The 25,230-nt window shown below is 44.8% G+C and carries 27 protein-coding genes and 1 pseudogene; 12 read left to right on the forward strand and 16 right to left on the reverse strand.

Features of this window, described 5'->3' with window-relative positions:
• Positions 1–282: 282 nt before the first annotated feature.
• From NDI33_RS24235 to NDI33_RS24245, 3 genes are all read left to right on the forward strand, one after another.
• The gene (locus NDI33_RS24235; RefSeq protein WP_190671753.1) at positions 283–714 is read left to right on the forward strand and encodes a hypothetical protein; all 432 of its coding nucleotides are present in this window, start codon (positions 283–285) and stop codon (positions 712–714) included.
• Positions 715–752: 38 nt separating this feature from the next.
• Positions 753–1,799: a WG repeat-containing protein gene (locus NDI33_RS24240; RefSeq protein WP_206753645.1), complete on the forward strand. Its 1,047-nt coding sequence runs from the start codon at positions 753–755 to the stop codon at positions 1,797–1,799.
• 246 nt (positions 1,800–2,045) lie between these two features.
• Entirely contained in the window at positions 2,046–2,468 is a 423-nt protein-coding gene (locus NDI33_RS24245; protein WP_190671758.1) for a hypothetical protein, read from the forward strand.
• 139 nt (positions 2,469–2,607) lie between these two features.
• Here NDI33_RS24245 and NDI33_RS24250 read toward each other — a convergent pair whose 3' ends face one another.
• From NDI33_RS24250 to NDI33_RS24280, 7 genes are all read right to left on the reverse strand, one after another.
• Positions 2,608–3,039 (reverse strand): hypothetical protein, encoded by a 432-nt coding sequence (locus NDI33_RS24250; RefSeq protein WP_190671761.1) that lies wholly within the window; start codon positions 3,037–3,039, stop codon positions 2,608–2,610.
• Positions 3,040–3,117: 78 nt separating this feature from the next.
• Positions 3,118–3,327, reverse strand: a complete 210-nt coding sequence (locus tag NDI33_RS24255) for a hypothetical protein (RefSeq protein WP_190671764.1) — start codon at positions 3,325–3,327, stop codon at positions 3,118–3,120.
• Between the two features lie 376 nt (positions 3,328–3,703).
• Complete coding sequence (locus NDI33_RS24260) at positions 3,704–5,467, reverse strand: hypothetical protein (RefSeq protein ID WP_348245677.1); 1,764 nt, start codon at positions 5,465–5,467, stop codon at positions 3,704–3,706.
• A gap of 314 nt (positions 5,468–5,781) precedes the next feature.
• Positions 5,782–6,159, reverse strand: a complete 378-nt coding sequence (locus NDI33_RS24265) for a hypothetical protein (RefSeq protein ID WP_190671783.1) — start codon at positions 6,157–6,159, stop codon at positions 5,782–5,784.
• Positions 6,160–6,872: 713 nt separating this feature from the next.
• Positions 6,873–7,832 carry an aromatic ring-hydroxylating dioxygenase subunit alpha gene (locus tag NDI33_RS24270; RefSeq protein WP_242032968.1) on the reverse strand — a complete coding sequence of 320 codons (960 nt, stop codon included), beginning with the start codon at positions 7,830–7,832 and terminating at the stop codon, positions 6,873–6,875.
• Positions 7,833–7,911: 79 nt separating this feature from the next.
• Complete coding sequence (locus NDI33_RS24275) at positions 7,912–8,610, reverse strand: YafY family protein (protein ID WP_190671790.1); 699 nt, start codon at positions 8,608–8,610, stop codon at positions 7,912–7,914.
• Entirely contained in the window at positions 8,597–8,761 is a 165-nt protein-coding gene (locus NDI33_RS24280) for a hypothetical protein (RefSeq protein WP_190671793.1), read from the reverse strand. The genes NDI33_RS24275 and NDI33_RS24280 overlap by 14 nt, the downstream gene beginning before the upstream one ends.
• Before the next feature lie 446 nt (positions 8,762–9,207).
• On the opposite strand from NDI33_RS24280, the gene NDI33_RS24285 reads away from it, so the two are divergent.
• From NDI33_RS24285 to NDI33_RS24300, 4 genes are all read left to right on the forward strand, one after another.
• On the forward strand, positions 9,208–10,443 hold the full coding sequence (locus NDI33_RS24285; protein ID WP_190671796.1) for a J domain-containing protein: 1,236 nt from the start codon (positions 9,208–9,210) through the stop codon (positions 10,441–10,443).
• Between the two features lie 125 nt (positions 10,444–10,568).
• Complete coding sequence (locus NDI33_RS24290) at positions 10,569–11,456, forward strand: tyrosine-type recombinase/integrase (RefSeq protein ID WP_190671799.1); 888 nt, start codon at positions 10,569–10,571, stop codon at positions 11,454–11,456.
• Between the two features lie 12 nt (positions 11,457–11,468).
• The gene (locus tag NDI33_RS24295) at positions 11,469–11,717 is read left to right on the forward strand and encodes a hypothetical protein (RefSeq protein WP_190671802.1); all 249 of its coding nucleotides are present in this window, start codon (positions 11,469–11,471) and stop codon (positions 11,715–11,717) included.
• A gap of 2 nt (positions 11,718–11,719) precedes the next feature.
• A complete protein-coding gene (locus tag NDI33_RS24300; RefSeq protein ID WP_190671805.1) occupies positions 11,720–12,193 on the forward strand; it encodes a PIN domain-containing protein in 474 nt (157 codons plus the stop codon).
• A gap of 465 nt (positions 12,194–12,658) precedes the next feature.
• Here the strand turns inward: NDI33_RS24300 and NDI33_RS24305 are convergent, their stop codons facing one another.
• Entirely contained in the window at positions 12,659–12,979 is a 321-nt protein-coding gene (locus tag NDI33_RS24305) for a hypothetical protein (RefSeq protein ID WP_190671808.1), read from the reverse strand.
• Positions 12,980–13,110: 131 nt separating this feature from the next.
• On the opposite strand from NDI33_RS24305, the pseudogene NDI33_RS24310 reads away from it, so the two are divergent.
• Positions 13,111–13,296, forward strand: a pseudogene (locus tag NDI33_RS24310) (tyrosine-type recombinase/integrase); the annotation flags it as partial.
• A gap of 73 nt (positions 13,297–13,369) precedes the next feature.
• Entirely contained in the window at positions 13,370–13,597 is a 228-nt protein-coding gene (locus NDI33_RS24315) for an EF-hand domain-containing protein (protein ID WP_190416402.1), read from the forward strand.
• 414 nt (positions 13,598–14,011) lie between these two features.
• Here NDI33_RS24315 and NDI33_RS24320 read toward each other — a convergent pair whose 3' ends face one another.
• From NDI33_RS24320 to NDI33_RS24340, 5 genes are all read right to left on the reverse strand, one after another.
• Positions 14,012–14,392: a DUF6632 domain-containing protein gene (locus NDI33_RS24320; protein WP_190416403.1), complete on the reverse strand. Its 381-nt coding sequence runs from the start codon at positions 14,390–14,392 to the stop codon at positions 14,012–14,014.
• A gap of 102 nt (positions 14,393–14,494) precedes the next feature.
• Complete coding sequence (locus NDI33_RS24325) at positions 14,495–14,620, reverse strand: hypothetical protein (protein ID WP_277878738.1); 126 nt, start codon at positions 14,618–14,620, stop codon at positions 14,495–14,497.
• Positions 14,621–14,632: 12 nt separating this feature from the next.
• A complete protein-coding gene (locus tag NDI33_RS24330; protein ID WP_348245678.1) occupies positions 14,633–15,304 on the reverse strand; it encodes a GNAT family protein in 672 nt (223 codons plus the stop codon).
• Between the two features lie 77 nt (positions 15,305–15,381).
• On the reverse strand, positions 15,382–16,440 hold the full coding sequence (locus NDI33_RS24335; protein WP_347275828.1) for a GIY-YIG nuclease family protein: 1,059 nt from the start codon (positions 16,438–16,440) through the stop codon (positions 15,382–15,384).
• A 1,007-nt stretch (positions 16,441–17,447) separates the two neighbouring features.
• Positions 17,448–17,684 (reverse strand): ribbon-helix-helix protein, CopG family, encoded by a 237-nt coding sequence (locus NDI33_RS24340; protein ID WP_190671814.1) that lies wholly within the window; start codon positions 17,682–17,684, stop codon positions 17,448–17,450.
• Between the two features lie 401 nt (positions 17,685–18,085).
• On the opposite strand from NDI33_RS24340, the gene NDI33_RS24345 reads away from it, so the two are divergent.
• Both NDI33_RS24345 and NDI33_RS24350 read left to right on the forward strand, forming a co-directional pair.
• Entirely contained in the window at positions 18,086–18,862 is a 777-nt protein-coding gene (locus NDI33_RS24345; protein ID WP_190671816.1) for a hypothetical protein, read from the forward strand.
• A complete protein-coding gene (locus NDI33_RS24350) occupies positions 18,862–19,896 on the forward strand; it encodes a hypothetical protein (RefSeq protein ID WP_190671819.1) in 1,035 nt (344 codons plus the stop codon). Before NDI33_RS24345 ends, NDI33_RS24350 begins: the two co-directional genes overlap by 1 nt.
• Before the next feature lie 114 nt (positions 19,897–20,010).
• Here the strand turns inward: NDI33_RS24350 and NDI33_RS24355 are convergent, their stop codons facing one another.
• Entirely contained in the window at positions 20,011–20,235 is a 225-nt protein-coding gene (locus NDI33_RS24355; RefSeq protein ID WP_190671822.1) for a hypothetical protein, read from the reverse strand.
• A gap of 152 nt (positions 20,236–20,387) precedes the next feature.
• On the opposite strand from NDI33_RS24355, the gene NDI33_RS24360 reads away from it, so the two are divergent.
• Complete coding sequence (locus NDI33_RS24360; RefSeq protein ID WP_190671824.1) at positions 20,388–20,897, forward strand: J domain-containing protein; 510 nt, start codon at positions 20,388–20,390, stop codon at positions 20,895–20,897.
• A 93-nt stretch (positions 20,898–20,990) separates the two neighbouring features.
• On the opposite strand, the gene NDI33_RS24365 is transcribed toward NDI33_RS24360, so the two are convergent.
• Positions 20,991–24,254 (reverse strand): phage/plasmid primase, P4 family, encoded by a 3,264-nt coding sequence (locus NDI33_RS24365; protein ID WP_190671827.1) that lies wholly within the window; start codon positions 24,252–24,254, stop codon positions 20,991–20,993.
• A 655-nt stretch (positions 24,255–24,909) separates the two neighbouring features.
• On the reverse strand, positions 24,910–25,065 hold the full coding sequence (locus NDI33_RS24370; protein ID WP_190667850.1) for a hypothetical protein: 156 nt from the start codon (positions 25,063–25,065) through the stop codon (positions 24,910–24,912).
• Positions 25,066–25,230 lie beyond the last annotated feature (165 nt).

A 25,230-nucleotide genomic window follows, 5' to 3' on the forward strand; every position in this document is an offset into this window, starting at 1 on the left:
GATATTTGTCTTTGATTGTGACCAACGTTTATATTCAATTATTTAATTTCGGCTCTAATTTGCTTGAACACAAAACCTCCCAACTTCCACAGTGCTTATGAATATGAGTTGCGTCTACCAAATAGTTTTAGTGTTTCTGGCACCTATCAAAATTTGCTCAGTAAAGTATAAAAGATTATTGAAAAAACTTATACAGAAAAAAGTTCGAGAAAAGTCAGTCTTTACGGTATGAACTAAGCAAAAAATAGAATAAAGATTTTTTTTAATAGAGAGAAAAGCAGAATGATACTTATACCTGCATACTATGTCATCAAACCGACTGTTGCTTTTAAAGAAAAATTAGCTAATCTAGACCTAGATTCCGACCTTGTAGATATTTTATCTGAAACTGTATTCTGGAGTTACGACCGGGTTAGCGATACGGAAGATGACGTTATTGAAGTTAAACTGCTCTTTATAGCAAATCTCATGTCTGAATATTTACAAACCGAGCTGTATAAAAAAGTTTTAGGTCAATCTTGTATTAGCTTAGAGATTTTTGATAAGTGGTGGACTCTTGAACGGTACTTCATCGATGAGACTTTCTCAGATGTTGAAAAACGAATTGAGCCGTCTGTGGTAACTCATTTTGTTAAAACAGGGAGAGGAAGAGTTGATTTATGGATTGACAAGATACAAAAAAAAGCAAAATATGAGCAGATTGATTTTTCCTAAACACATACTCTAGATTTGTCATTGAAAGTTATTTCTGTATGGCCAAAATGAAAATATTTGTTTGTTGTTGCATCGCTATTTTATTATTTGCATTCTGTAGGTTGCAAACTTTATATAAAACCACTATTGATGTAGACAAAGAAAGTCAAGGATCAAAAATGTTTGTTTTTTATGATTATGTTGAAGGGCGTCCTAAATATGGGTACATAAATCAGAAAGGAAAAGTCAGAATCAAAGCGCAATTTGATTCTGCTGATAAATTTTCTGAAGGACTAGCTGTTGTACAGATTAATACTCGTCAATGGGGCTATGTGGATCAAACTGAAAAAGTTACAGTTTTACCAGAGTTTTGGATGATTTTTTCTTTTTCTGAAGGGCTAGCATCTGTGAACATTAGCAATAAGTATGGCTTTATAGACAAAACCGGGAAAATTGTCATTCCCCCCCAATTTGTATCTGTTGGCAAATTCCGAGAGGGACTAGCACCAGTAGAGATAAATAAAAAATACGGTTACATCAATCAGTCTGGTAAAACGGTTATTCCACCGCAATTTGATGAAGCTTATAGCTTTTATGAGGGACTAGCAGCAGTGAAATTTGCTGGTAAGTGGGGTTATATTAATAAAACTGGAAATATAGTTATTGCACCAAGATTTGATGCCACTATGCCTTTTTCTGAAGGGCTAGCAGTAGTAGAGACAGTAGAGAATAAGCGTAGGTTAGGTTATATTAACCCTACTGGGCAAACAGTTATTCCGGTCAAGTTTTCAGAAGCTTTGAGCTTTCATCAAGGGTTAGCTCCAGTTTGCGCTAGTAGTAAGTGTGGTTATATCAATAAAGCTGGAAAAGTAGCAATTCCTTTTCAGTTTGAACTGGCAGATGAGTTTTCGGAGGGGCTAGCATCTGTTATGATTGGCAATAAGTTTGGCTACATAGATAGAACTGGAAAAACTGTTATTTCTGCACAGTTTCATCGTGCCGAGAAGTTTGAAGGAGGGCTAGCGCTTGTAACAGCCGAAAACTTTTGGAAAGAAAAGTCTGGATATATTAACAAAACTGGAGAGTTCGTTTACCTACAGCACTAATATCATTCTATACATATCCTTTTTTTTTATAAGTGAATTTTTAATCGTCGTAGAGGCATCTTAGTGTCGTTAAAGTAGCAAAGCTAGACTTAGCTACTTTTGGGCTTGGAGTCAGGGCACGCAATTGTTTGGAGCTGATGATAGGTCGCTCATTCAAACTTTTTCTGCAATCTTGCAGTAGAGCGACTTTGCACGAGCGACACGAATTTGTCTCAATGTCATTTAATTTGGCACTGTACAACTTTCATGGATACCAAGCACTCAAACTTTCTCACACGCACCACAGGAATGATGATGGCTCATCCACACTTTATAGAACTGCGCCAAGCTATAGATTCGCAGGACATACATTTACTCAAAACCCTCCTATCTAACGAGGAATATCTTATCCACCTTGACTGGGATGACTATCGAGAAGATTATGAACCCTTGTTAGAGCAAGCAGTCGCAGTTGGCAACTTAGTTCTCGTTCAAATTTTGCTTGAGAAGGGACGTAATCTATCCTACTGGTCGATGTGTCTTGCACGCAGTATTGAGCTAGCAGCAAGTTTAAACAATTTAGAAATAGTACAAAAATTGCTTGAGGCTGGTGCTGATGCTAATGTAGGCGGAACGGAACCTTCTATAGTTCCTGCTGCTGGAACAGGAAATATTCAACTGGTTCAATAATTGCTTTCTTAATTAGCTACCTCAGGAATTGTTTCAGGAGGCTTACTTAGACTACATTTCAGATTTTGATGTATGACGATCAAAAAAAAATAAAAAGTAGGTGCAACTTCCTTTTTTGTTTAATTATCTAACCCTGAAGTTAACCTTTTTTACCGTTGTACGTGGTCTTGCAAACTGGGCATTGATATTTCCCCATATGTTGCATCATTATCTGCGGCAACTCCTTTACTCGCACTAATTTTTCTTTGTTATCGTAGCAGCCTGTGCAGAAGGGACCATCATCATCCACATAGTAAAGTCCATGTCTGGCCATTGGTTTAGAGTTGGGATTTTTGAGCTTGTCAATTTCTTTTTTGAGGGTAGCCACTTCCTCTTTTAAATCATTGTTCTCGCGAAGTTGCTCTGCAAGCCTGATTTGAGTCTCGGCAAGTTCTAAGCTTAGCTCACCGATGATTCTCATAAATTCGCCACGTTTTTGTGTGTCTTTGACTTCATCCGCATACTGAGCTAATGCTTTTAACCCGTCTATAGCAGCCTTACCAGCAGTAATTGCTTTAAACCCATCTACCATGTGTTTGCTTCGCTAAAGAACGCAAAGGAATATTGAAATTATTACTCATAGATGAGGTATCGCACTCTTGGCAGCGGTTCAGGAATCCTGATTGAAAAAACTAGAATTCTCGCTTGGGGTTGAGAGAATATTTTCCTTCAAGTCGGAATATCGGACTTTCCCGACCTTCCCGACAATCGGAGATAGCATTGATAGGGTGGCGGCGGCTCCCAAGATTTGTTCGTCTCTGACTTCCAGGTACGCTGACAGTTGGGATAAGTCCTCGTGTCCTGAGTAAGCGGTGATCATGCACAATGGAATTCCTGCATTGCTGATCTTTCGTTAAAGCCGTGTAACGGAAAAATTCGTTTTGGGCAAACAACACGATATCGGAAGGTATCAAAAGTGGCGATGTTTGATGATTTAACGGATGAAGTGCAAATCACTATCTAAGCTGACTCGCATCCGGTCAGCTTAGAAAGGTTCATAGAGCTTTCTTGATTCCTTGCGCCGTTTTGGCTCAGGTAGCCCAATTCCTAATGATTATGTCATTGGTGAACTTACGGACACTTACCTCGCGGACATCCTATTCAACTTAGATGCAGCGTTCTCAAGGGCTTAGGACAATACCACATCACAAGCAACGCCCCATTTTCCAACTGGGTTTTCTCACCAGAAGACTATTCTAATAAGATGCAACCAGCTCAAGAGCTTGATCGAAGGTGCGCGAGCCTAGTTCAGTTTGTCCAGATTCTATTAACCTAGTAGCTATGTTAGCCAAAGCCGCAGCCTGGTGATATTTATTTTTCATGGTTTGGGCGATCTGTATAGCTTGGTTGAATTTTCCTGACCCAGATGCCACAGAAACCATGTTAAACAACACTGTGTCTTTGTCTTCGGAGGGACTATTAATTTCTTCAAGCACTTGCAATGCAGGGTCTATTTTTCCCGATAAAGTCAACTGGGCAACTAGATCAAGCAATGTGAAGTTTTTGAAAACATCATCTTTAATCTCTTTAACTACTTGCCCTGCTAAGTCAAATTTCCCCAACTTAGTCAATCCAGAAGTGATATAACCTAACGCTGAGTCTTTGGAGGAATCATTTTTAATCTCTTTAGCCAGTTGTAGGGCTTGGTCAATTTTTCCCGCCTTAGCCAACTCAGGAGCGATATCACCTAACACTGAGTCTTTGGAGGAATCATTTTTGATCTCTTTAGCTAGTTGTAGGGCTTGGTCAATTTTTCCCGCCTTAGCTAACCTAGACACGATGTTAGAGAAGGTCTGGTCTTTGGAGGTTTCGTTTTTAATCTCTTTAACCAGTTGTAGGGCTTGGTCAATTTTTTCCAAATCAGTCAACTTGTAAGCTATGTCAGATAAGGCTGAGTCTTTGGAGGTTTCGTTTTTAATCTCTTTAACTAGTTGCAGGGCTAGGTCAATTTTTCCAGACTCAGTCAACTTCACAGCAATGTTAGATAAGACTGAGTTTTTAGAGGCTTCATCTTTCATCTCTTTAGCCAGTTCTAGAGCCAGGTCAATTTTTCCTAATGACCCCAACTGGAAAACTATCCCAGATAAGCTTAAATCGTCGGAGAAATCCTTTTTAATCTCTTTAGCTAGTTGCAGGGCTAGGTCAAAATTTCCCGACTCAGCCAACCTAGACGCAATGCCATACAAGGCTGAGCTTTGGGAAGCTTCATCTTTAATTTGTTTAGCCAATTGTAGGGCCATGTCGATTTTTCCCGATGACGCTAGCCAGACAGCGATGTTAGATAAAGCCGCCTCTTGAGAGGTTTTATTATTAATCTGCTTAGCTAATTGCAGGGCTGTGTCGAATTTTCCCGATGATGCAAACTCGGATGCAATCCAAACTAAGAGCTTATTTTTGGAGGATTCTTCTTTAATCTGCTTAGCTAATTGCAGAGCTGTGTCGAATTTATCCAAAGAAATTAACTGTCCAGCGATATCAGATAAGGCTGAGTCTTGGGAAGCTTCATTTTTAATATTTTTAGCTACTTGTAGGGCTTGGTCAATTTTTCTATCGTCCGCTAACCTGTAAATTATGCGAGATAGGAGTGAATCTTGGGAAGGCTCGTCTTTAATCTGTTTAGTTATTTGTAGGGCTTGATTAATTTTTCCTGATGAAGCCAACTCAATAGCGATGTTAGATAATACGCTATCTTTAAAGTCTTCATTTTTAATCTTTTTAACCACTTGCAGGGCTTGGTCAATTTTTCCCGAATATGCCAACCCAACAGCGATTGCAGATAAAGCTTGGGCTTTTTCTATATTTTTGAGGGATTCACTTTCAATCTCTGGAACCCCTGGTACATCTGGGTCAATTTTCCCAGAAAATGCCAATCCAAAAGGGATTGTAGGCAGTGCTTCAGCTCTTCCCGATTCATCTTCCCTTGCTTGGACTACCTTGCCTTGCCTGGATGAAGCTGCCACTAGAATATTTGCTTGGACAATTTTAATTTCATTCCTACTTAAAAGTTCAGTAGGGCTGAAGGTAGCACTCACCCCATGCTGAGGCGTCAGCCCTGTAAATAGTGCGAGCAGGGTGAGGAGATAGGGTTGAGTTCGCATGGGGAGTCAATAAAATTGATGGCTAACTAAGATAAAAGATGTTGAGTCAGTAATGATCAAATGCAATTATTGTTAGCCACAGGAAAACAACTACAAATTACGCAAATTTCTTGGTGGGCTTTAGCTGAAAAGTAGTAACGAAAGCAGCCACTGCCATTCAGCACGATTGTTATCTGTTATTTATGTCTACTACCACGACCCCGATACCTCTGCTCTGTCTTGAGCTTTGCAATGTACCGAGCTACCGAACTTTTTCCACTGTCCTGATTCCCCCAAATCAATACGGTTTGGCGGATGAGATTATCGAGCTGTTTTGTAGACCTGGGAAGATTGCTGGTACAAGTACCAATTGGTACTTGGGGGCGATCACTCTCAGTCTTTGCCAGCAGCATTGAATTAGGGAGTTGAATATTCTGCTCAGTCGCCGGTAAACTTAGTTGTTCGACTGTTCTTACCGGGACATCGATTGCTGGTGATTCTTCCTCTGCGGCCTTGGAGCTACCTCGCCGTGACCGATTTCCAGCATTGATATTGTTCAGCTCAACTGCAAGCACGACTAACGCTAGGGGAATGCCTGTGATCGCGCTGAGCGCCGGATTGGGCTACCCGTGGAGCGGACTGCTAGAGCTTTCGATCCTCAACGGGGTCTTCGTCACGTTGTTCATCGGATCGGCGTGGCTGTTTCGCCGTGCTGCGCGCTTCCGACCCGATCGGGGCGCGGCTTAACAAAGCGGTCACACCGGACGCAGCCACGCTACTATACTACTCGTGAAGCCGTCGGTAGCTTGCTGCCGAACCAGAGGGAAGCAGGTTTGTTAATGGTGATCTACACTCCTGAGTAGCAATAGAGCTGTTTGATAGACGTGGATAAACCAAAAAGCGTAAACATTGCGAAGCTGACACAAGCCGCAAGGTAGCGCTCAAAATTCTTATCAAGTAGGAGTTTCAGTTCTTGATACTTAGATGGGCTTCAAGGATACAACCAAGGTTCACTTAACCATGACAAAATACCAACTTTAGGCCCAAAGTAGGCAAAACCCACCCTAACAACATTGATTTTTCAAGGAGTCTAAGTATAGCTCTGAAAGCTATTCAACCTTTCGATTGTTGGCAAAATTCCCAATCCACCGACTCGACATCGAATTCTCGCAAGCTGGCACTTAGTAAACATTGAAACCCTTATCAGGCAAGGTTTAAATGGCTACTTTGCAGTTGATTTCAGCTTCGCTATATTTACGCCAACTTGTCACGAATGTTATTAATGTCATCAATCAGCACTTGCGCCTTGAATAGCCTCTATTCTTCTATTCTTCACTGTGCGGTAGTACCAACGGCGAAACCGCAGTGAGGGTTCATCAGTAGGTACGTTACATCCTTCATTTGTATTGGGAACTTCACCGATCTGTGACTCAACCATCGTGCGATCGTCAAGAGATGCTGCAAAAAACTCATCAAAGTCGAAGTTACTCGGATCGATTCCAGAGTTGGGCAGAACAACCTGCATAAATCGCATTTGTTGGGTATTGATCGGAATTGCAAACAAATGAGGACGCAGGGGTAGTCCACCTATATCTAACTTGAGAACAACGTTATTGGGCTGATGCCAATCAATCTCAACTCCATAAGACAAGGTATTGAGTTGATTTGTGACTGCCATTCCATCTGCTGTTGCAGTAACGCTGATTTGGGCGATCGCATTTTGGTGTACTGGGTCATGGAATTCGCGACCAAATGAATCCTGATGGACGAAAGGGATATGTAGATAGTCCAATGAAATATCAATCGCTCTTGTCCAATGCGCGTTCCAAATCTCATGGTGAATCACGTAACGCTCGTTTGGTTCTAATAAGCTCGACGGCAAGTGTGGTTCTGGCACGTTTTCAGCTCCCGTAAAGATCCACAGCATCCCTGCAATCACCCTTGTCGGCAACCTCATGACTGACAGTTTTGAGCGTTGAGCTGGGTTAAGTGAGTTGAAAGGAACATGAGTACAAGCACCATCTGAGGCAAAACGCCAACCATGATAGGGACATTCAAGGCAACCGTCTTCCGTGACTTGCCCGCGTGAGAGAGGCGCACCACGATGAGGACAACGATCAAGGAATGCTACGAACTGATCGGCTGAATTGCGAAATAGAACTAGCGATTCGCCAGCTAACTCAACCGCAAGGGGAGCTAGTCCTATTTCAGCAACGGGTAATACTGGAGTCCAGAAGTTAGGAAACATCTCAAACACAGCGAAATCGGCTCCTCAACAATTTCTTGGGCGTTACTCAGCATAAAACCCTACTCCTGACAGCATCCTGTCAGTGGAAGCCAGATAACTTTATTCTCTCAAGCTGAAACTTCGTGTATAAGTCAAGACTGATCTCTTGGTCTGGAAATTCAACATCTGAAGCAAAATCGAGATTTTGGATGCGATCGACCCGAAAATCTCTGTATGAGTTTCTGAGAATGCACCATGTTCCAACGGTCCATTTTCCACCCCAGTAAAACAACCCCAACGGAACAACAATCCTTTGAGACAGTTGTTCATTCAAGCTCAAATACACAATTGTGACGGCTTGTTGCTGCTGAATTGCTCGATAAAGGTCGTTCCACTGTCTTAAGCTTTGGTCGTTGAGAATATCACCTAGCGCCCGAACAGGTGTGCGAGTTGGATCAAAGCTGTGTGGCGGCAATACTGCTCCAATCTTACTCAATAGCGTTTTTGCCGCTGCGGCTAAGTCATTCCCGGTCGCTCGCGACAGGATTTCGACACCCAACATTAAAGCGGCGATTTCATCATGAGTTAAAGTTAGGGGTGGTAACTCAAAATCTTTATCCAAAGCGTAACCGACACCCGGCTCACCATAGATGGGAATACCACTCACCGAAAGATCATCGATATATCGGTAAATTGTACGCACGGAAACACCAATCCGTTCGCCTAGTTGCCCTGCTGTAATGGGTTGGTGAGATCTAATCAGATTCACTAATTGGAAAAGACGGTCAGCTTTCCTCATCCTGTACGTCGGGTAGTCTTAATCTTTCAGCAGCATAACCTTCCCAATCAATTGCATATCGATTTTGTAACCCGTCACAACCAACATTCAGCAGATCGAAACGTTTTTTCAGGTGCGAGCGATCGCTAATTGGTGTTCCATTACTACTCACGAGCGTCTATCAGCGCTCTGGAAATCTAAAAGTTGTAAATATCCCATCCTATAGGAGAAGGAAGAGTACAGGTTACACCTGCTAACGATCGCTCCGAATCGTCAGTTAGATGGGGTCTGGGCGCTCAAATATTATCGGTTGGAGTTTGGAGAGGTTGGAGAGGATAGCCGCTGGATCTTCTATCTACCGGGAAACGTGAGTGAGCAAGCGATCGCTCCAACGGTTTAGATAAAGTCTTCTCTGAATGGAAGCGTATGCAGCAAATTTCTACTCCCTTGACGTAGAGCAGCGATCGCTTTCTCTCTAAACACTCTCAAAATCAACCTGTAACGAATATAAGCTTTATGAATTCCTAAGCTTGATCCTCAGTCCCAGTCGCCTACAAAGTCGCTCTCCTTCTCTCTTTTCCGAGTCGCTATTTAACCTGTAACGGGTAGAATTTATGAATGTCAAAGCTTTCAACCACGATGAATAAACCCAGTGGCGGCAGGATGAGAAAAGAGGATTACACCACCTCCGTGATGCGGGTGCCAGACCCAGTGAAGCCGAAAGTCATTGAACTCATCGAAAAATTTCATCAAGACAGACAGCCGAATCAACCTGTAACAAGTCATTCCCAGTATTGGCAGATTCCAGCTTCTTTAATTCCTGAGCTGCTGGATTTTGGCGGGAACGAACCCATTTTGGTGATCGAGTGCAGCATTACTAATGCCGACTGGTGGAACCAAGATGGCACACAACACTGGGAAAAATGCTGGTGCGAAAACTTAAAACGCTTTAATGACTTAGCAGATCGAGTGAATGAATGTCTGCGGCAAGTTGACAATAGTTGGACGCTGGCATTCCCTGACGACAATGAGAAAGCCGTTAAGAAGTTATGCGAATACCGCTTAATCTATCTAGATCAACCTACGACTGCTGCCACACCCCTAGAAGCTGTGCAATGGGCGTTGACATCTAATTATTTTGGCTCTGGGTTGAAGGAGAAGATTGTCGATGCTTTTAGACAAAAGCAATGGGGAATTTTAAAAGCTTTAGAGGTGGGGGTTCACCCGCCGATTAACCGGCGGGAATATTGGCTGAGAAACTACGCCGAACAACTGGGCAAACCTAACGTGAATTACTGGCAGTGGCGGCAGAACCCAGAATCACGAGAAATTGCCAACGAACTGACTCAGCTTCTAGAACTGCCAGAACCCTCAGCGGATACGCGGCGAGTGCTTGAGTGTTTGGCAGAAGGGAAAGATCCGTTCTACGATCCCAAGCCGAATGGAGGGGAAATATATCTCGGCTTTAATACATTTTTGAGCAAAGGCGCGCTTGCTGGCTACGACCCCAACCTGAAGCAGCGTTGTCGTGACGCCTTTAGAAATTGGCATCAAACAGTTCTTGCCGACTTGGGACAGGATACTTTAGAAGGAATTTACCGAGTCTGCTACGGCTGCGACTGGATTCTCATTGAATCCATCTTGGCTCCACCGCTTGTCGGAGCATGGTGGGACGTTTTACAGGTATCGCCTAGTGCCACTCCAGAAGAAGTCAAAAGCGCGTACCGGGCAGCAGCCAAGGTTTGGCATACGGATATCAACAACAGTCCCATCGCTAAAGCTCGGATAACCGCACTCAATAAAGCCTACGAAGAGGCGAAAGCAAGTTTTACCAACTACAAGTATCGAGTCTAGCGATCGCCCAAGAATGTAGGTTTCCAATGGGTGATAAGTGACATTATCACCGATACAATTTAAAACAGAGTCCCTCCTGCGGTTACAGAAGGGACTTGTTCAACAAAAGGTCTACTCTTAGCTCTATGTTGACACGAACTTCAGGGGCGGCGATCGCTCCTACTACTCGCTTGGCTGAAGTTAATTCCACTGCCCAATTAATTGACCTTTGGTTGCACGGCAAGACTCGTCAGAGTCAAAGGGCTTACCGGGGTGACATCAATTGCTTTTTGGCGTTCGTCGAAACCAAGCCGCTGCCACAGGTCACGCTCAATGATGTCCAGGCGTTTGCTGATGCCCTAGCTTCTCAGGGGTATTCAGCCGCTACCCAGAATCGTCGGCTTTCATCCCTCAAGTCACTGCTCTCGTTTGGGCATCGAGTTGGGTATCTGCCCTTTAATGTAGGTGCGTCGCTAGACACGCCTCCAGTCAAAAACACTTTAGCAGAGCGGATTTTGACAGAGCTTGAGGTAATGACGATGATTGCCTTGGAACCGTGCGAACGCAATAAGCTTTTACTCCGTTTTCTGTATGCCAGCGGTGCTAGAGTCTCGGAAACATCTTCTTTAAGATGGCGTGACTTCAAACCTGTAGGCGATCGCGGTCAGGTTGCATTGTATGGCAAGGGCGGAAAGACACGGTATGTGGCACTGCCAGCTTCCCTCTGGAAAGAGTTAACTAAGTTCCGAGGTGATGCCGAACAAGATGACCCGGTGTTTAGAAGCCGTAAGTTTGCCGGGGCGATTCAACCAAACCAAGTGCGGCGAATCATCGAAATAGCTGGGGAACGTGCGGGGATTGAAGGAAAGGTTAGTCCGCATTGGTTCAGGCACTCCCACGCCTCCCACGCTCTTGACCGAGGTGCCCCTGTGCAGCTGGTTCAGGCCACGCTGGGTCATGCCTCGGTTGCGACAACCAGTCGCTATCTTCATGCTCGTCCAGCCGACAGTTCTGCCCTTTATCTACCTTTTTAGGAGCAAATATTTATGACATCTAAGCCGATGGAATTAGAAGGAACTTGGGAGGAGATTATCATCCACTCAAAAGAACTTGCTGGAAAAAGAGTGCGCGTCACCGTTCTTAGAGACGAACCTGAATCCCCTTCCTCTGAAACGCCTTCTCCCTCTAACTCCACTGCCGAATCTCTCTTGAGGTATGCGGGGACATGGGAAGGGGATGACCTTGAGGAGTGTCTCCAGATGGTTTATGATTCCCGTGCCCCGCTGGAATTTTAAGCGTGTATCTGCTCGACACCAACCACTGTAGCCGCATTATTGAAGGAGATACCGTTGTCCGTCGCCGCCTCATCGAGTTGGGCAAGGTGCCAGTGGCTACCAGTGTCATTGTTTGTGGGGAACTCATTTTCATGGGACAAAATTCACAACAAAAGGCGGCTAATCTAATCCGAGTGCAAGCTTTTGTACAAGGCATCGACATCTATCCGGTGGACAGGGAAACTGCCCATATCTACGGTGAATTTAAAGCGGAAATCATCGCTCAGTTTGGTCCCAGAGAAAAAAGTAGACGCAGAACAACCAGTATTGAAGCGTTAGGCGTGAGCGAGAACGATCTGTGGATTGCTGCTACTGCCTTGCGTCACGGTCTGACTGTGGTTTCATCTGATAGTGATTTTGAACGGATGCGAGAAGTAAGAACGCTTCCAGTAGAAAATTGGTCATCGCCGCCGTCACCTCCCTTAGCTGAGCCTTGAATGGGGCGAAAGCGATCGCCCTTAGCGTCCAAGAATATTTGCCATTTCAAAGCTATAGCACTGAAAACTTTATTCATCAAATCGCTTACAGGCAGGACTAGCTAACGTTGTTATACCAGTTGATTTGAACACCAATACAATAGCGATTAATTTATTCCTATGTAGATTGGATTTTTAGACTATGAACTTCATCCAAAAATTTCTCAACTCAATTTTGCCGGATGAGTGGGCACAATCGATGGAAGAGGAATCACGCCAATGGTTTATGAAATGCCCAAACTGTAATTTTGAAGAATCATACTGGGATTTAGGGGCAATTCGGTGGAAGGCAGCGGGTAATTCCAGGAATTTCAGGAAATGCCCTCACTGTGGTCAAAGAACTTGGCATCTGACTTACAAAAAAAGATAAGGTCAGCCATCGTTACTACCTTAAAAATTAGATACCCCTAGGATGCTTCTTCAAGCTCAACCGATATGTAGTCTGAGCGCGAGCATTCCTCCTAACACCACCAATCCGAGTGCACGACGGAAGTAGTTGACCCCATCAAACAACTCCTGCCATGCCCAAGTGAACAAAGCACCAAATCCCACTAAATTAAGTCCTGTCTGGAGATTGCCGCTGGGTAAGACGAGTTGAAGTAGGCTTGCTCCCAACCCTACTAGAAGCGGCAGGTTGGGCATCTGAGCAATGACAATCTTGCCCTCGCTGTCTCGAAAAGTGCGATCAAACAACGTGGTTCCTTGTACTTTAAGCTCTTCTGAATCGCGGTTCAATTGGGACGACATCTACTCTACCTCAATGCTACTGAACCCAAATGTTAGGTCGGTTCTGCCTACTTGGTGTCTAACCCAAGTGGGAGATTGCTTTTGAGTGATCGCTCGAACAGTACCGAAGGTGAAGGCTCTTGCAGGGCAACCGCACTGGGATTAGAGGGAAGGTTAGCCCGCACTGGTTGCGTCATGTTCACGCCTCACATTCACTAGACACGGGCGCTCCGATCCATTTAGTGCAGGCGACGTTGGGGCATGAATTGGTAGCGACTACTTCCAGATATCTGCACGCACGCCCCAACGACAGCAGCAGCTTGTATCTGCCAGGGTAAGAGGTAACTTTCCTTGCATCTTTATCGAAATTCTGAGATATTGAATTGAAAAAATTAATTCAGATAGAAACTTATGGCAACTGAGCAAGAGCTTCAATCTCTTTTTAATACCTTGGATAGCGATCAAGATGGCAAAGTATCGAGTAATGAGCTTTTTTTAAGCCCTGGGTTAAATGCAGTCATTTCAGCAGAAACAGGTACTAGCCCCGCAGAACTGCTAGCGATGTATCGAGATGAAGACGGTAATATTACCTTTGAAGACCTGAAACAAGCTGTTAAGAAAGCAGGGAATTTAGAATAAGTGCGAGCGCCCTTATAGTACCGAAGGTGAGGGGAGGAGGGCTGTCAATGTCCAGTGGCGCAATGTACTGACAGCTAACTAGATTGAACGCAACCAAGCTAGGCCAGAACTTGACATTATATTGATAATGTCAAGTTTAGGTTTTGGTTGTTGAAACATCGTTGTTGAAGTGCGATCGTTGGCAATATAACATCCCTTTAGCGCCACTCAATCTTTTTAGGGGTTATCTGGATCGCTTGCTGCAATAATAACTCCGAATACATCGTCTTGGTTTCCTTCTTCATGGGTCAGGATTACCAAAAATAAACCTGGTTTTACACCCTTTGTAGATTTCTCAAACCCGCTACTGACAATTTATAGAAAGCCATCATCACCGCTTCTGATGTCGGCTACATTTGATTGGTTGTGCCTTGCTTATTCCTGCACTGGCACCCCTTCGCGTGGCGTTAGGACACCAAGAACAATTGCCACCAAGATTAATGCTGGAACATCGCCTAGGAGATGTCCACGTTCCGCAGAATCAATTACTGCGTGGAATGCCATGATCAGCCCATGAACAACACTCGACCAGACAGTAAACCAGATTAAACTCAGATGTGCTTCGGGTTTTCGAGAAGCCCATAGTAAAAAAACACCGAGCGTCGCATAAATGCCAACGATCATCTGTTCGTATTCATATTGACCGGGTAGCCATGACCAGCCCGATGACCAGATTTTCATCAACGGATAGACAAGGAGAAAAGCAGTTCCAACAACAACAAGGGCGATTTGCAAGTACTGATGCCGCTTATCCATGACTCCAATCTCCGATTATTTTTCAGGGGAGTTGCTACTTCTATAAACTTGTCAGCGTTAGTAGAGGAGCTTCTGCAAATTTTACAAAATTTTATACTTGGATCAGTGATGAGCTTGATGGGTGCGAGTTGTATAGCTGCTACGCAGCTTGAAGGGAACGCTTTTACTCCACATCATCGCGGGAGCCATCATCACCGCCTGATTATCATTGAAAAGACCTCTTTTCAAAGGCAATAACTCCTATATGCCTAATGGGGAGATCGCGGGTGGCTTTTCGACTAAACCTAGATCGGAGGGTAGAGCAACGTAAATGAAATGGTCTACCCATTGCTCGTTTTCATAGAGAAAACCGCGACGAATGCACTCCTTCTGCATACCCACACTTTGAGCTAATGCAATTGATGCTTGATTATCCAGATTAATGGCGGCTTCGATGCGATGATAACTCAGCGTTTCAAACCCAGCAATTAATGTAGCTCGAACTGCTTCCCTGCCGAAACCTTGCCTCCAGTGTTGGTTGTGAATTTCGTATCCTAAAATTGCCCATTGATGTTCTTGGCGACGAATTGTTGAGAGATCGATGTTTCCAAGATGCTGCTCGGTTTGACGAGAAAAAATACCAAAGACGAAAACCCGATCGGTCAACGCCTGCTGTTGATGACGCAGACACAAATCTGCAAACCAGTGGCGATCGCAGTGATCCAAACTAACCAGCCCATCATCGTATTGATGTTGTTTTGGCAATCGCCCAGAAAAACCAGCGTACCAAGCCTCATAATCACTGGGTTGCTGGGGACGAAGGATCAGCCGTTCAGTATTAATGGTTAATGCCCAGGAAATTCCACTCATGTCAGATAACAAATTATTTGTCGCTAATAACACATTAGTGTCGTTAATCCAAAAATCTTTCAAAGCTTTTACAATAGGGCTTCTAGACTAAGTAACACTTTGTTTTATTGAAGGGTAATTATCTTTAAAAAGACTAGTTTTTACAGGCAATAAATTCCAGTTCTAGCAGGAGATGACATAATATCCTCTGCCAAAATATTAAGTTCGGCTTGACTTAGACATTTGAGATGCATCTGTTTTAAATCGTTCAATACTACATTCGCCTCAGTACCAAACTTATAGTATTCAGTTAAGCTCCTCAATTGATAATTAAACGACTGGTAGCGATGCTTGAAATATAATTCAATATTGCCCCTGTGTTCCCAAATCCCCAGTACCTTAAGTTCCACAGTTTTGTAGTGCGAACGCAAATCCCGCCTAATTTCTAGCATTCGTTCTTCAATTGTTCGCTTGGTTACACCAATTTTATATAGGGTTTCACCATCAGCTTTTACTTCTAAATAGTACAAGCGATGCTCTAGAATTCTTTTGAGCTGAGTTCGGTAAAGCCATAAATCAATTGAACGTTCTTTCAGATTCAGTGATTTTAGTACTTTAGCGAGTTCTACCTGCCGTTCTATATCAGCTAATTTCTTCAGGAGAAGCGGCTCCTGAATTTGATTGAATTCCTTTAAGGGCAGCGCTCCCACTGGAATCATCCCTAGCTGTGTAAATTCGTAGCCAGGAGGATTTTGATAGGGATTTTTCTGCAATAGTTTGGCTTTGATTAATGGCTTGAGGTCAACTGAGAAAGGGATACTCCAGCCATTTGTTCCACAGGATTTCCAAAGGGTTTTGAGCAATTGTAGTGCCTGCCCTGATAACTCGATATTGAAGTTGTCATACAGTGGGAGGCTAGGAAACTCTCGCTTAACCGTCACGGAACGACAGGTTTGCCCAGTATGAGCGAAATGGTGTTCTTTGACTTGACCCTTCTTAGCAACTAATTTGACTCCACAATAGGGGCAAACTAAATCGCTTTTTCCACTGGGGACATCGACGATATCAACCAATTTATTATCAGCATTGACCCCAAATTTTAGCAGCCACACATAAGCCATATCGCGAATCACTAAATATTTATCGTTAACTTCGACGGCAGATAAAATCCGGATGCTGAGAGAAAGTGAGCGCGATCGCGCTTCACATTCTAGGAACACGAAGACTATCCCAAATGAGAAGGTGTGATGAATAGAACCGCAGCACTTGCCGCCCTAGTCTTGGTCTTAACCGGAATCCCCACAGCTGCCCAAGCCAGCCCCATCTACCCAGCAAAACTGTAGCTCGGCTTATCCAGGCGTCTGCATTCCTCCCGGCCCACCGGATCTGAATTGCCCGGACATCTCCTACCGGAATTTCAAGGTTCTGCCGCCTGACCCGCATGGCTTTGACCGCGACAGCGATGGGGTTGGATGCGAGAAGAAACAGTGCAGTGAGGAGCGATCGCGCTCATGGAGGCTCACCAGCCATCTTAACCAAACGGTGATGACTAATCCTTAAGGAGCTGGTGACGAGTGATCGCAACACTTCAATCCTCCATCCGAATCCTCTCCTCGAATTCGTGATGCCCTGCATCCGGCGGAACCAGATAGCGCTCGCTGTCTCAACTTCCGACCCTCCTGGCTAGTGAAGCTAGAATCCGGAGCGCCGAATTCTAGCGGGCGATCGCTGTCTTGACTTTCAACCCTCTGTTAAACCTCTCAACTGTGGGTACAAAAGGAACGAGGTTTGTTAATTTCCGGGCTGGAACAACCAAGTAAAGCTGCAACTAAACTGAATCCCACTGTTGCTTCATCGTCGTTGCTCTGCACTGACTCAAGTACCTGCTGTAATCAGCTTATAAAGTCCCAAGGCTAGAAAAGCCGGGGCTTCTGGAGAGAATATACCTGCATATTGTCCCTTGTCGCAGCTTCGCTATATTCGGCCCATCTAGCAAAAATATTAGAGATTGAAGATCGCGCCGTGAGCATGGCAGCGGAAAAGGGTCACGACTATTTTCGAGAATGGGCTGTAAAAAGGGACAAGGGAACATGGGATTTTGAAATTTTGAACCCTGGCAGCAAAAAAGCTAGGCGAGTGTTCTTTAAAACAAGCTAGTTACTTGTACATTTAGACAATTGCGTTTCCCGGTAATTGCCATCTTCTTGAACACCAAATCAACCGTCAGCTAGGATTCAAAAATTAAGCTTTCTATTTGAGAACGTAACCATCTTTCAACGACTTCGCTGCGAGAAATTCCTTGTTGCATCGCCAGATTATTAAGCTTTTCAATAGCTGTAGATGTCAAGGTTAGATTTAGAGGCTTTTTCAACTCTTCATAATAAATTGGTTCTCCTCGTAAACATTTTTTATCTTTACAAGGGAGTCGGTGTTGGTAAGAAGGTTTATTTTGTTTTTTTTTCATAAAAGTAGTTAGATTATGCGCGTTACCTAATTCTGTAAGTTTTTCACCTGTATTTCACGGCTTTTTTAGCTATAGCCTAGCGTCTTAAAGACTCTAATATGCGCCAATAATAATTTTAGCTTATGCGTATAAACGAGCAATTTATTTGATGTCTTATAACTATAAGACATTTTTTATAAGACATTAAACCAAGAAAAAGGTTAAAAACCTTGAAAAAACATTGTGTTTTCTTAGGCGTAGCCCGGTTATCAGTCTCCGTGCATTTCAAGCGATAGTTGTATTTGTACTATATGTTGTACTATAATCCTAAAAGAATACTTGGTTAGCTCATAAGGCAAACTGATGTTTTAGGTTATGCGCGTTAACTCAATCGAAAATTAGGTAGGACTAGGAGATATAAGATGGTTGCCGTACAAGTAAAAAATCATGAAACAGCATTAGATTTATATAACCGATACACTCGATTTATTAATAGTAACGCCAAAGCTAATGGTGAACATATTTTAAAAAGTGCAGTAGTTCGATTTCTCGTTCCTGCCTATGGAGGACCCTCTCCGGCTAACAAACGCTCAACCGCTCAAGAGGTTGCTGATGGAGTGAATTATTTAAAAAAACTAACTCCACAACAAATTGTAAATGCTCTTAGTTTTGTAGAAAAAGAATTTGAAGCGAAGAATATTGATAAGGATACGCGACGGCGCAATCGCTCAACTCTTAAAAGTTTCGCTGAATGGACAAGCGAACAAGGCTATGGAGCTTTGGGATCTTTAGAAGAGGAAGAATTTAAATATGAAAGACTACATGCACCTAGTGGGAAAGCGAGATGGGAGGAAAATCTCAGGCTGGGGCGAGATAAGAAATCTCCTTATGCCTTAGGAGCAAAATGTTTCCCAGATGATTACATCAATCAGAATTTACTACAAGATTTTGAGAGCTTTAAAAAATATCGTCTAAGTGGTGCTTGTTCGCCTAAAACTATTGAAGATGAAGTGGCGAAGCTGTATCAGATACTTGGCTGGCTACATCGATTCAAAAATGTTCCGCTTGCCAGTCTAAGGTTAACGTCAATTGTTGAGTTTTCACCGCTAAATATTTTATTACCAAAGGATTTGGATAGAAAGAGCCAACAGGTGAAAGATTATTTTATTGACCAGATGTTAGCCAAAAAAAAGCTATAATGACAGCCAATCAAACACTTAACTTAATTCATGAATATTTAGAGTTTTTGGGAGGACATAGTAAAAGCAGAGAACGATATGTAACTACAGTTACCGCTTTAGCTAAATTTATTTTTCGGAACGAGTTTGGTACAGAAAGTTATCCCGAAGACCGAGATATACCAGTCATCCGAAAGTTAAAAGATTTGAGAAAAAAGCTGGCTAAAGAAGGCAAGGGTACTCCGCAAACTGTTCCCTACGAAAAGAAGAGTGTTCCTTGGACAAAAGCGGTTGAAGTAATGGAGAAAGTACGACAGCGGCATGAGAAAAAATGCACTTATTCAACAACAGTGCGAGATGGAATCACTCGGAAAAAACGTACTGATTACGCATTGGCTAGAGATCTACAAGATTTTTTGTCACTTGCTTTTATGATATTAATTCCACCGGATCGCGCTCGAACTTATTATGAGTTAGAACTGGGTAGAACCCTAGTTTACGGTTATTTTGCTGATGGATTTTTTATTTCGGCGAGAAATCTAGAATTGTCTGATAGATTTAAGTGGTACATTCATCTCCAACCGCCTGACTACAAGACTGGCAAGATTCACGGCGAATATTGGGAAGAGATTCCTAATACCGTATTTAATAACGGTAAACGTTTTTACGAATATATAGTTGAATGGTTGGCACTCCGAAAAGAAATTTTAGAAACGGAAGAGCATAATTGTTTCTTCATCAAGAAAAAAACAGCTCTACATGAACCTTTAGATGAAAAAAATTGGAATGCTAGAATTAGCCAGATGTTTCGCCGGGAAGCAGGCGTACCCGTAGCTCCACATCAATTGCGTTCAATGTACATTACCTATTTAAATGAAATAGGAGCTAGCCCCAATGAAAAGCGTGGGGCAGCAATCGCTATGCACCATACCGAACAAATGCAGGAAAGGGTGTACAACCGACAAGGACTAGAATCAAAATTAGCTCCCATTGTTCAGCGTCATACCCAAGAAACAAGCAAGCTCCTGAAAAAAATTAATTCCTCGGAGTTTTAAAATGGAGAAAATTTATCAGCTTCTTAAAAAGCTCAAATATTCACTATCAAGCCAATAATTTTAGGGAGAAATACAAAAACCACTACCCCATCTTTTAGGCAAAACAGAAACACTTTAGCATTCCACGTCTAGCTGCCCATCGACAATGATCATGCACAAGGCAGGGCAATTTTGTACAATGCGGGCGATCTCAGAGCGCAAGCTGACCTCTTCCCAAGCTTCTGGGAGAAAATCCTCCCATCCGCTCGCGGAAGAAAGCTGATTTTGGGCGATGCGAATATGGCGCTCGATCCAAGTTAACTGCTTCAGGCGATCGCATCTCAATTTCGCCTTCTGCAAGCCTGTCCGGACGCACGCGGGTCTTTCGGCAACATGTTATCGACTTCGCGTTCTAGAATCGGTGATCGCCAGAAATCCGGTGCTGTAATCTTCATCCCGTTGTGCATCACCGCAGGCATCCCGTCTTCCATCTGAAAATACACCGTAACCCGATGACTCGCCGCTTCCCACTCAGCCGCCCGTGCCTGAGCTTGCGAGTGCTTGAGTGTTTGGCAGAAGGGAAAGATCCGTTCTACGATCCCAAGCCGAATGGAGGGGAAATATATATTGGCTTTAATACATTTTTGAGCAAAGGCGCACTTAGCAGCTACGACCCCAACGTGAAGCAGCGTTGTCGTGACGCCTTTAGAAATTGGCATCAAACAGTTCTTGCCCAGTTGGGACAGGATACTTTAGAAGGAATTTACCGAGTCTGCTACGGCTGCGACTGGATTCTCATTGAATCCATCTTGGCTCCACCGCTTGTAGGAGCATGGTGGGACGTTTTACAGGTATCGCCTAGTGCCACTCCAGAAAGAATCAAAAGCGCGTACCGGGCAGCCGCTAAGGTTTGGCATACGGATGTCAACAGCAGCCCCATTGCTAAGACTGGGATAACAGCACTCAATAAAGCCTACGAAGAGGCGAAAGCAAGTTTTACCAGTTACAAGTATCGAGTCTAGCTATCGCTGAGTGCGCCCCTAGATTTGCTGCCATTGATTCAACTCGGTTCGAGTGAGCAGCTCATAAAATTTCCTCATGTGCATAGATGTGGGTCATGTAATTGGCTTGAGTTCCCAGTTAGCGATCGCGCTGTTGACTCCTTCAAGTTGGCTGTGTGTTGACCCGGGTATGGTCACGCTGTATCGGACGCCTTCATACATCACTGACTGCCCCACAACAAAAGGCGATTCAGGCTGCTGGTACGGTGTTCTTTTATTGATCCGCAGGACTTCAGCTTGCCAGTTTCGCTGTGGCTGTGCCTGTGCCTGTGGTTCTGGAATGGGCGCGATCTCTTTCTGGGAAACTTCCGGCTGACGCTCCTGGGGTTGTTCCACGTCGGAATTCTTCAGCCGTAGAATCCGCTGTCTGTCTTCTGGAGGCAGCCCTAACCATGCAGCCGACTTTATCTGGTTCACCTCTTGTTGCGAAAATTGCCTCTCATAAGCCGTCGCCAAAATCTCAAACACCGCAGCGACCGCCTCACCATCCTCACAATCTGAAAGCATCTCTTGTGCGTCGGTTATTTGCTTAGCGATCGCATCCTCTATTGACGGGTTGGGCGCGATCTCACCCTCTATTGACGAGTTAGGCGCGATCGCATCCTGTTTTTCCGTGAGCGTGATAGATGTGACGGGTGTGACAGGTGTGACGGATGCTGTGATGGATGCTGTAATTGGCTGGAATCCATCTCCTGCCTTAGTTTGTGAGACTTCTTGTGATGGATGAAAGGCTAGTTTCAACTCCTCAACAAAGTCTAAATCTTGATTTTGCTCAAAGCCACTTTCATTTTTAACCAGTAAAGCTTTGTGCGAGGTTTCAAATAATCCATCACATCCATCACATTCATCACCAGCAAGGGTTTGAACCATCACACTATCCATCACATTTTGGGTTTTATCCATCACATCTTGAGTTTTATCCATGTCAGAAGGGAATGACGGATCGCTTCCTCTTGGAGAAATTGGGTGATGTGGCGGTGGGGGCGGATCGCTATCTGGCGGGTCTGTTGGGTCTAAACCTGTGATGAGTAACGGATCTGTCTCGTTGCCTGTCCGAATCTTCAGCCCTGTAAAGTGTGAGCCATATCGATCTTTGCCTCGCGACACTCCCTGTAACTTCAGCTGCGACGCGCACAGATCGTCAAGCAAACAAACAAACCGCCTGACCGCTACTGGCTTACTGCCGGTAGCAGTGCTGTACTCGCAGTAGCTTGCGTAAAGCCAGGTATTCACGAACGAATAGGTGTTCTGACTCTCAGATGCCTTATCTCGCTTGGCGATACCGACCTGAGTCCGTTCTCCCAGCCGGTGAATGAGACAGCGATCCGCCCAGTCGGCGATGGGGTTGGTTTCGCAGAGGGTTTCCGCTTTCATCTGAGTCAGGCTTGGTACGTGTTGGGCAGTACGCTTCACCAGATTTGTGACGGCCTCGTCGGACATCGCCAATGCCCAGTTGAGCAGTCCCGGAAGATAACCAACAAACTCCCCTAGCAGTTGCTCGCCACGCATCTCAATCAAGTTGCGCTGCTGCTCGCAAGCAATTTGATTTTTAAGTGGCACGGTGAGCCGTCGTCGTGACAATCCCGAAGTGTAATCAGCAGACTGGACAACTTCATTCGCCGCCACAACCACCATTGCCGTCGGAGTGAAGCCGCCCGTACTTTGTTGGAACTTCGCTTCATAGGGCAGCGAATCTCCCCCAGTGATTGCCTTCAGGACGGATACGTTTCCGGCGTATCGCTCTGAATCGGTAATGACGACCAGCCGCTTCCCACAGATACTGGCCGTCTCAAAGCGGTTGCCCTCTAGTCTTTGCAATGTCGTGGTGTGAGTGTTTCGCAAGCCCACAAGCGCCATTGCTAATCGGATGTAAGTTGATTTTCCGGTTCCTCCCGGTCCCACCAATTCCAGATACCGCTGGAGGTCTGACCGACCTTTGACAATTGCGTTTAGATAAGCCCGTAAAAGTTCAACTAAGTCGCGATCTCCGCCAACTGTCGCTAGCAACCATTCCTGAATCGGGGTGCAGGTAGCCAGGATGCTGTATTCGTAGGGCAGGCACCAAGTTAGTCGATGCGCCGGGGCATGAGGAATCAGCTCCATTGTTTCCAGGTTCAATACCCCATTCTGGCAAGGTAACAACCCCGCCGCCTCATTCCACTCGCTAACGGCCAGGTGAGCCTTGAGGAGCCGGACAATTCCGCTGATGAAATCCGCCTTGTAACCGTGTTGTTCGGAGCGACTAGAGCAGACTTCTGCGATTACAATTTGCCAAACGAATTCGTCTGCCTGCTGGCTCCAAATTCCCTCTTGCTCCGCCTCGTAGCGATACCAGCGCTTAGTTTCAGTATGCCAAGCGAGTTGGGCACGGTATTTCTCCGCCAACAGAGCGGCAATGCTGCCCTGATCGCCGCCTGGTGCCTTGTCTCCTTTATCGGATTTTCTTTGGGAGCGATCGCGCTTACCACTGAATTGCCGCTCTAACTTCTTAAGCCATTCCTTGTAGGGAACGCTCTCTTTTACTCTTTCCTTAAATTCCTCTGGTCCCTGTGTCACGATATAATCGTCCAATCCTTTGCCATCCGCTTCATCCCACAGGGTGACATATAACAGGCATTCCTGGCGCTTTAGCACGGTCGCTAATCGCTTCAGAGCATTTACGACTTCGGGTTTGCGGACTAAGTCAGCATCGAATGCGAGATACACCGGACGCCCTGGAACTGCGAACTCTGCCAGGGTTGGAACTAACCGACCTTTCACTAGCCCCATTTCTACCCCCACTAGCGCGAGCGCGGCTAGTTCTACAGTTAATGCCGTCCCGGCTTTTTTGGCTCCCTCAGTCACCAAGACAGGGATACTGGGGTCATCTAATACCGCAGCCCAGTAGTGAGTGTCGGGATGAGGAAGGCACAGTGCGTCGTAGGGGACTTCTTTCGGGGTCAGGTACTTTGCAGGTTTATCCTGATCTGGAAATGAGATAGGAGTGTCGGGCTTGAACTGCCCAAATTTAGAGCGTTCCCCAGTTCGAGGATTGATTCCCGACACCCACCATCCAGGGGTATATCGGTATGCTTTCCATCCCAAGCGTCGGGCAATTTCTTGGGGGTCGTCAAGAGATTCAATTGCTAAGGTAGCGATCTCCTCGGATACGCCGCTGCAAATCATCCATTCCTCCAGATACCTTGCCCCGCTTGACTTGGCTGCATCTGGTAAGGCGGCTAGAGAATCTACACTCACCTGCTCAAGATTGGGCAACGATGATGCAGAGGAAGAATCTTTTACAAAAACTACTGATGCGAATTGTCTGGTGTCTGACATAGAATGATATCAACGTTACCCGATCCAAATCTGTCGGGTAGATTGCTCCGTAGTCCACGCATCGGAATCTAAGTTCTTCAGGCCGAGAGCCGATTGCAGTGGGTTGACAAAAAAATGGAACGCCAGCGGCTTAAAACCGCTGGCGTTCTGCTTTGGAAACTGAGTGAATCTAGTGCGTCTAGTGCATCTAGATATTTTTCTAGGGCACTGTGAGTCATTTCTGATTTAGACACATTCGAATCGTTAGCTGCGTTTTGCAGGCAATTAGATTGTCGAACATCCAAACGTTGGGTAAATCGAATGGGTTGTTTTTGTGCCACCGTGTTCGCCTCCAGTCTGATTGTCAAACCTGAGCTAATTATAGGAAACTGTGTGGCGCATTCGTTGCAGTTGTTGGTTTTGGGGTGTCGATGTCACTAGCGCGAACGCTCTTCTCCCAAGAAGCGAAGCGAATTAACTTCAATCTACTCCTGGGAGGAACTGGCGCTAAGAAAAGCTGCGATTCAATCAGAGGTGGCACTGGAAGCTTTTAGGTTGGGTTGCAAAAAGGCTAAATGGTCAGGCGAGAAAACTGAACACCTCATCCTTTGTTGGTCGTGTCTACTCCATGTGTGGCAAAGTCTCTAGCATTACCCTTAGCGGCGGTTTTAAGCACTTAGCGCGATCGCTTCTGTTGTCGTCTCCGCTTCAAATCCTCCGCCAGTCGAATATCCACCAGTTCCCCTTCCTCCCAAGCAACGCCATCCGGTTTAACTAGACGTTGTGCGAGTTTTTGGAGTTCTAGATCACAAGCGATCTCGCCTTCCAGCAAGGTCCGTATCAGAGTCCGTTTCTTTTATTGACCATTCCGATCCACCTTGAGTGATCGCTTAAGGTGAGTAAAGTTGCTGTGCAAAGTGCGGCGGTACGCTATAACCCAGAAGCGAGCCTGCCACATTGATTGATTCGGGTAAGTAATACCAGTTAGGGAAACCTT

The organism is Trichocoleus sp. DQ-A1, assembly GCF_039961955.1.
Lineage (GTDB): Bacteria > Cyanobacteriota > Cyanobacteriia > Cyanobacteriales > FACHB-T130 > FACHB-T130.

What these genes read in the sequence shown, in the direction of transcription:
- NDI33_RS24235 (WP_190671753.1), top strand. Translation starts at nt 283, where the DNA reads ATGATACTTATACCTGCATACTATGTCATCAAACCGACTGTTGCTTTT.
- NDI33_RS24240 (WP_206753645.1), top strand. Translation starts at nt 753, where the DNA reads ATGGCCAAAATGAAAATATTTGTTTGTTGTTGCATCGCTATTTTATTA.
- NDI33_RS24245 (WP_190671758.1), top strand. Translation starts at nt 2,046, where the DNA reads ATGGATACCAAGCACTCAAACTTTCTCACACGCACCACAGGAATGATG.
- NDI33_RS24250 (WP_190671761.1), bottom strand. Translation starts at nt 3,039, where the DNA reads ATGGTAGATGGGTTTAAAGCAATTACTGCTGGTAAGGCTGCTATAGAC.
- NDI33_RS24255 (WP_190671764.1), bottom strand. Translation starts at nt 3,327, where the DNA reads ATGATCACCGCTTACTCAGGACACGAGGACTTATCCCAACTGTCAGCG.
- NDI33_RS24270 (WP_242032968.1), bottom strand. Translation starts at nt 7,832, where the DNA reads ATGTTTCCTAACTTCTGGACTCCAGTATTACCCGTTGCTGAAATAGGA.
- NDI33_RS24275 (WP_190671790.1), bottom strand. Translation starts at nt 8,610, where the DNA reads ATGAGGAAAGCTGACCGTCTTTTCCAATTAGTGAATCTGATTAGATCT.
- NDI33_RS24285 (WP_190671796.1), top strand. Translation starts at nt 9,208, where the DNA reads ATGTCAAAGCTTTCAACCACGATGAATAAACCCAGTGGCGGCAGGATG.
- NDI33_RS24290 (WP_190671799.1), top strand. Translation starts at nt 10,569, where the DNA reads ATGTTGACACGAACTTCAGGGGCGGCGATCGCTCCTACTACTCGCTTG.
- NDI33_RS24295 (WP_190671802.1), top strand. Translation starts at nt 11,469, where the DNA reads ATGACATCTAAGCCGATGGAATTAGAAGGAACTTGGGAGGAGATTATC.
- NDI33_RS24305 (WP_190671808.1), bottom strand. Translation starts at nt 12,979, where the DNA reads ATGTCGTCCCAATTGAACCGCGATTCAGAAGAGCTTAAAGTACAAGGA.
- NDI33_RS24315 (WP_190416402.1), top strand. Translation starts at nt 13,370, where the DNA reads ATGGCAACTGAGCAAGAGCTTCAATCTCTTTTTAATACCTTGGATAGC.
- NDI33_RS24320 (WP_190416403.1), bottom strand. Translation starts at nt 14,392, where the DNA reads ATGGATAAGCGGCATCAGTACTTGCAAATCGCCCTTGTTGTTGTTGGA.
- NDI33_RS24340 (WP_190671814.1), bottom strand. Translation starts at nt 17,684, where the DNA reads ATGAAAAAAAAACAAAATAAACCTTCTTACCAACACCGACTCCCTTGT.
- NDI33_RS24345 (WP_190671816.1), top strand. Translation starts at nt 18,086, where the DNA reads ATGGTTGCCGTACAAGTAAAAAATCATGAAACAGCATTAGATTTATAT.
- NDI33_RS24350 (WP_190671819.1), top strand. Translation starts at nt 18,862, where the DNA reads ATGACAGCCAATCAAACACTTAACTTAATTCATGAATATTTAGAGTTT.
- NDI33_RS24360 (WP_190671824.1), top strand. Translation starts at nt 20,388, where the DNA reads ATGACTCGCCGCTTCCCACTCAGCCGCCCGTGCCTGAGCTTGCGAGTG.
- NDI33_RS24365 (WP_190671827.1), bottom strand. Translation starts at nt 24,254, where the DNA reads ATGTCAGACACCAGACAATTCGCATCAGTAGTTTTTGTAAAAGATTCT.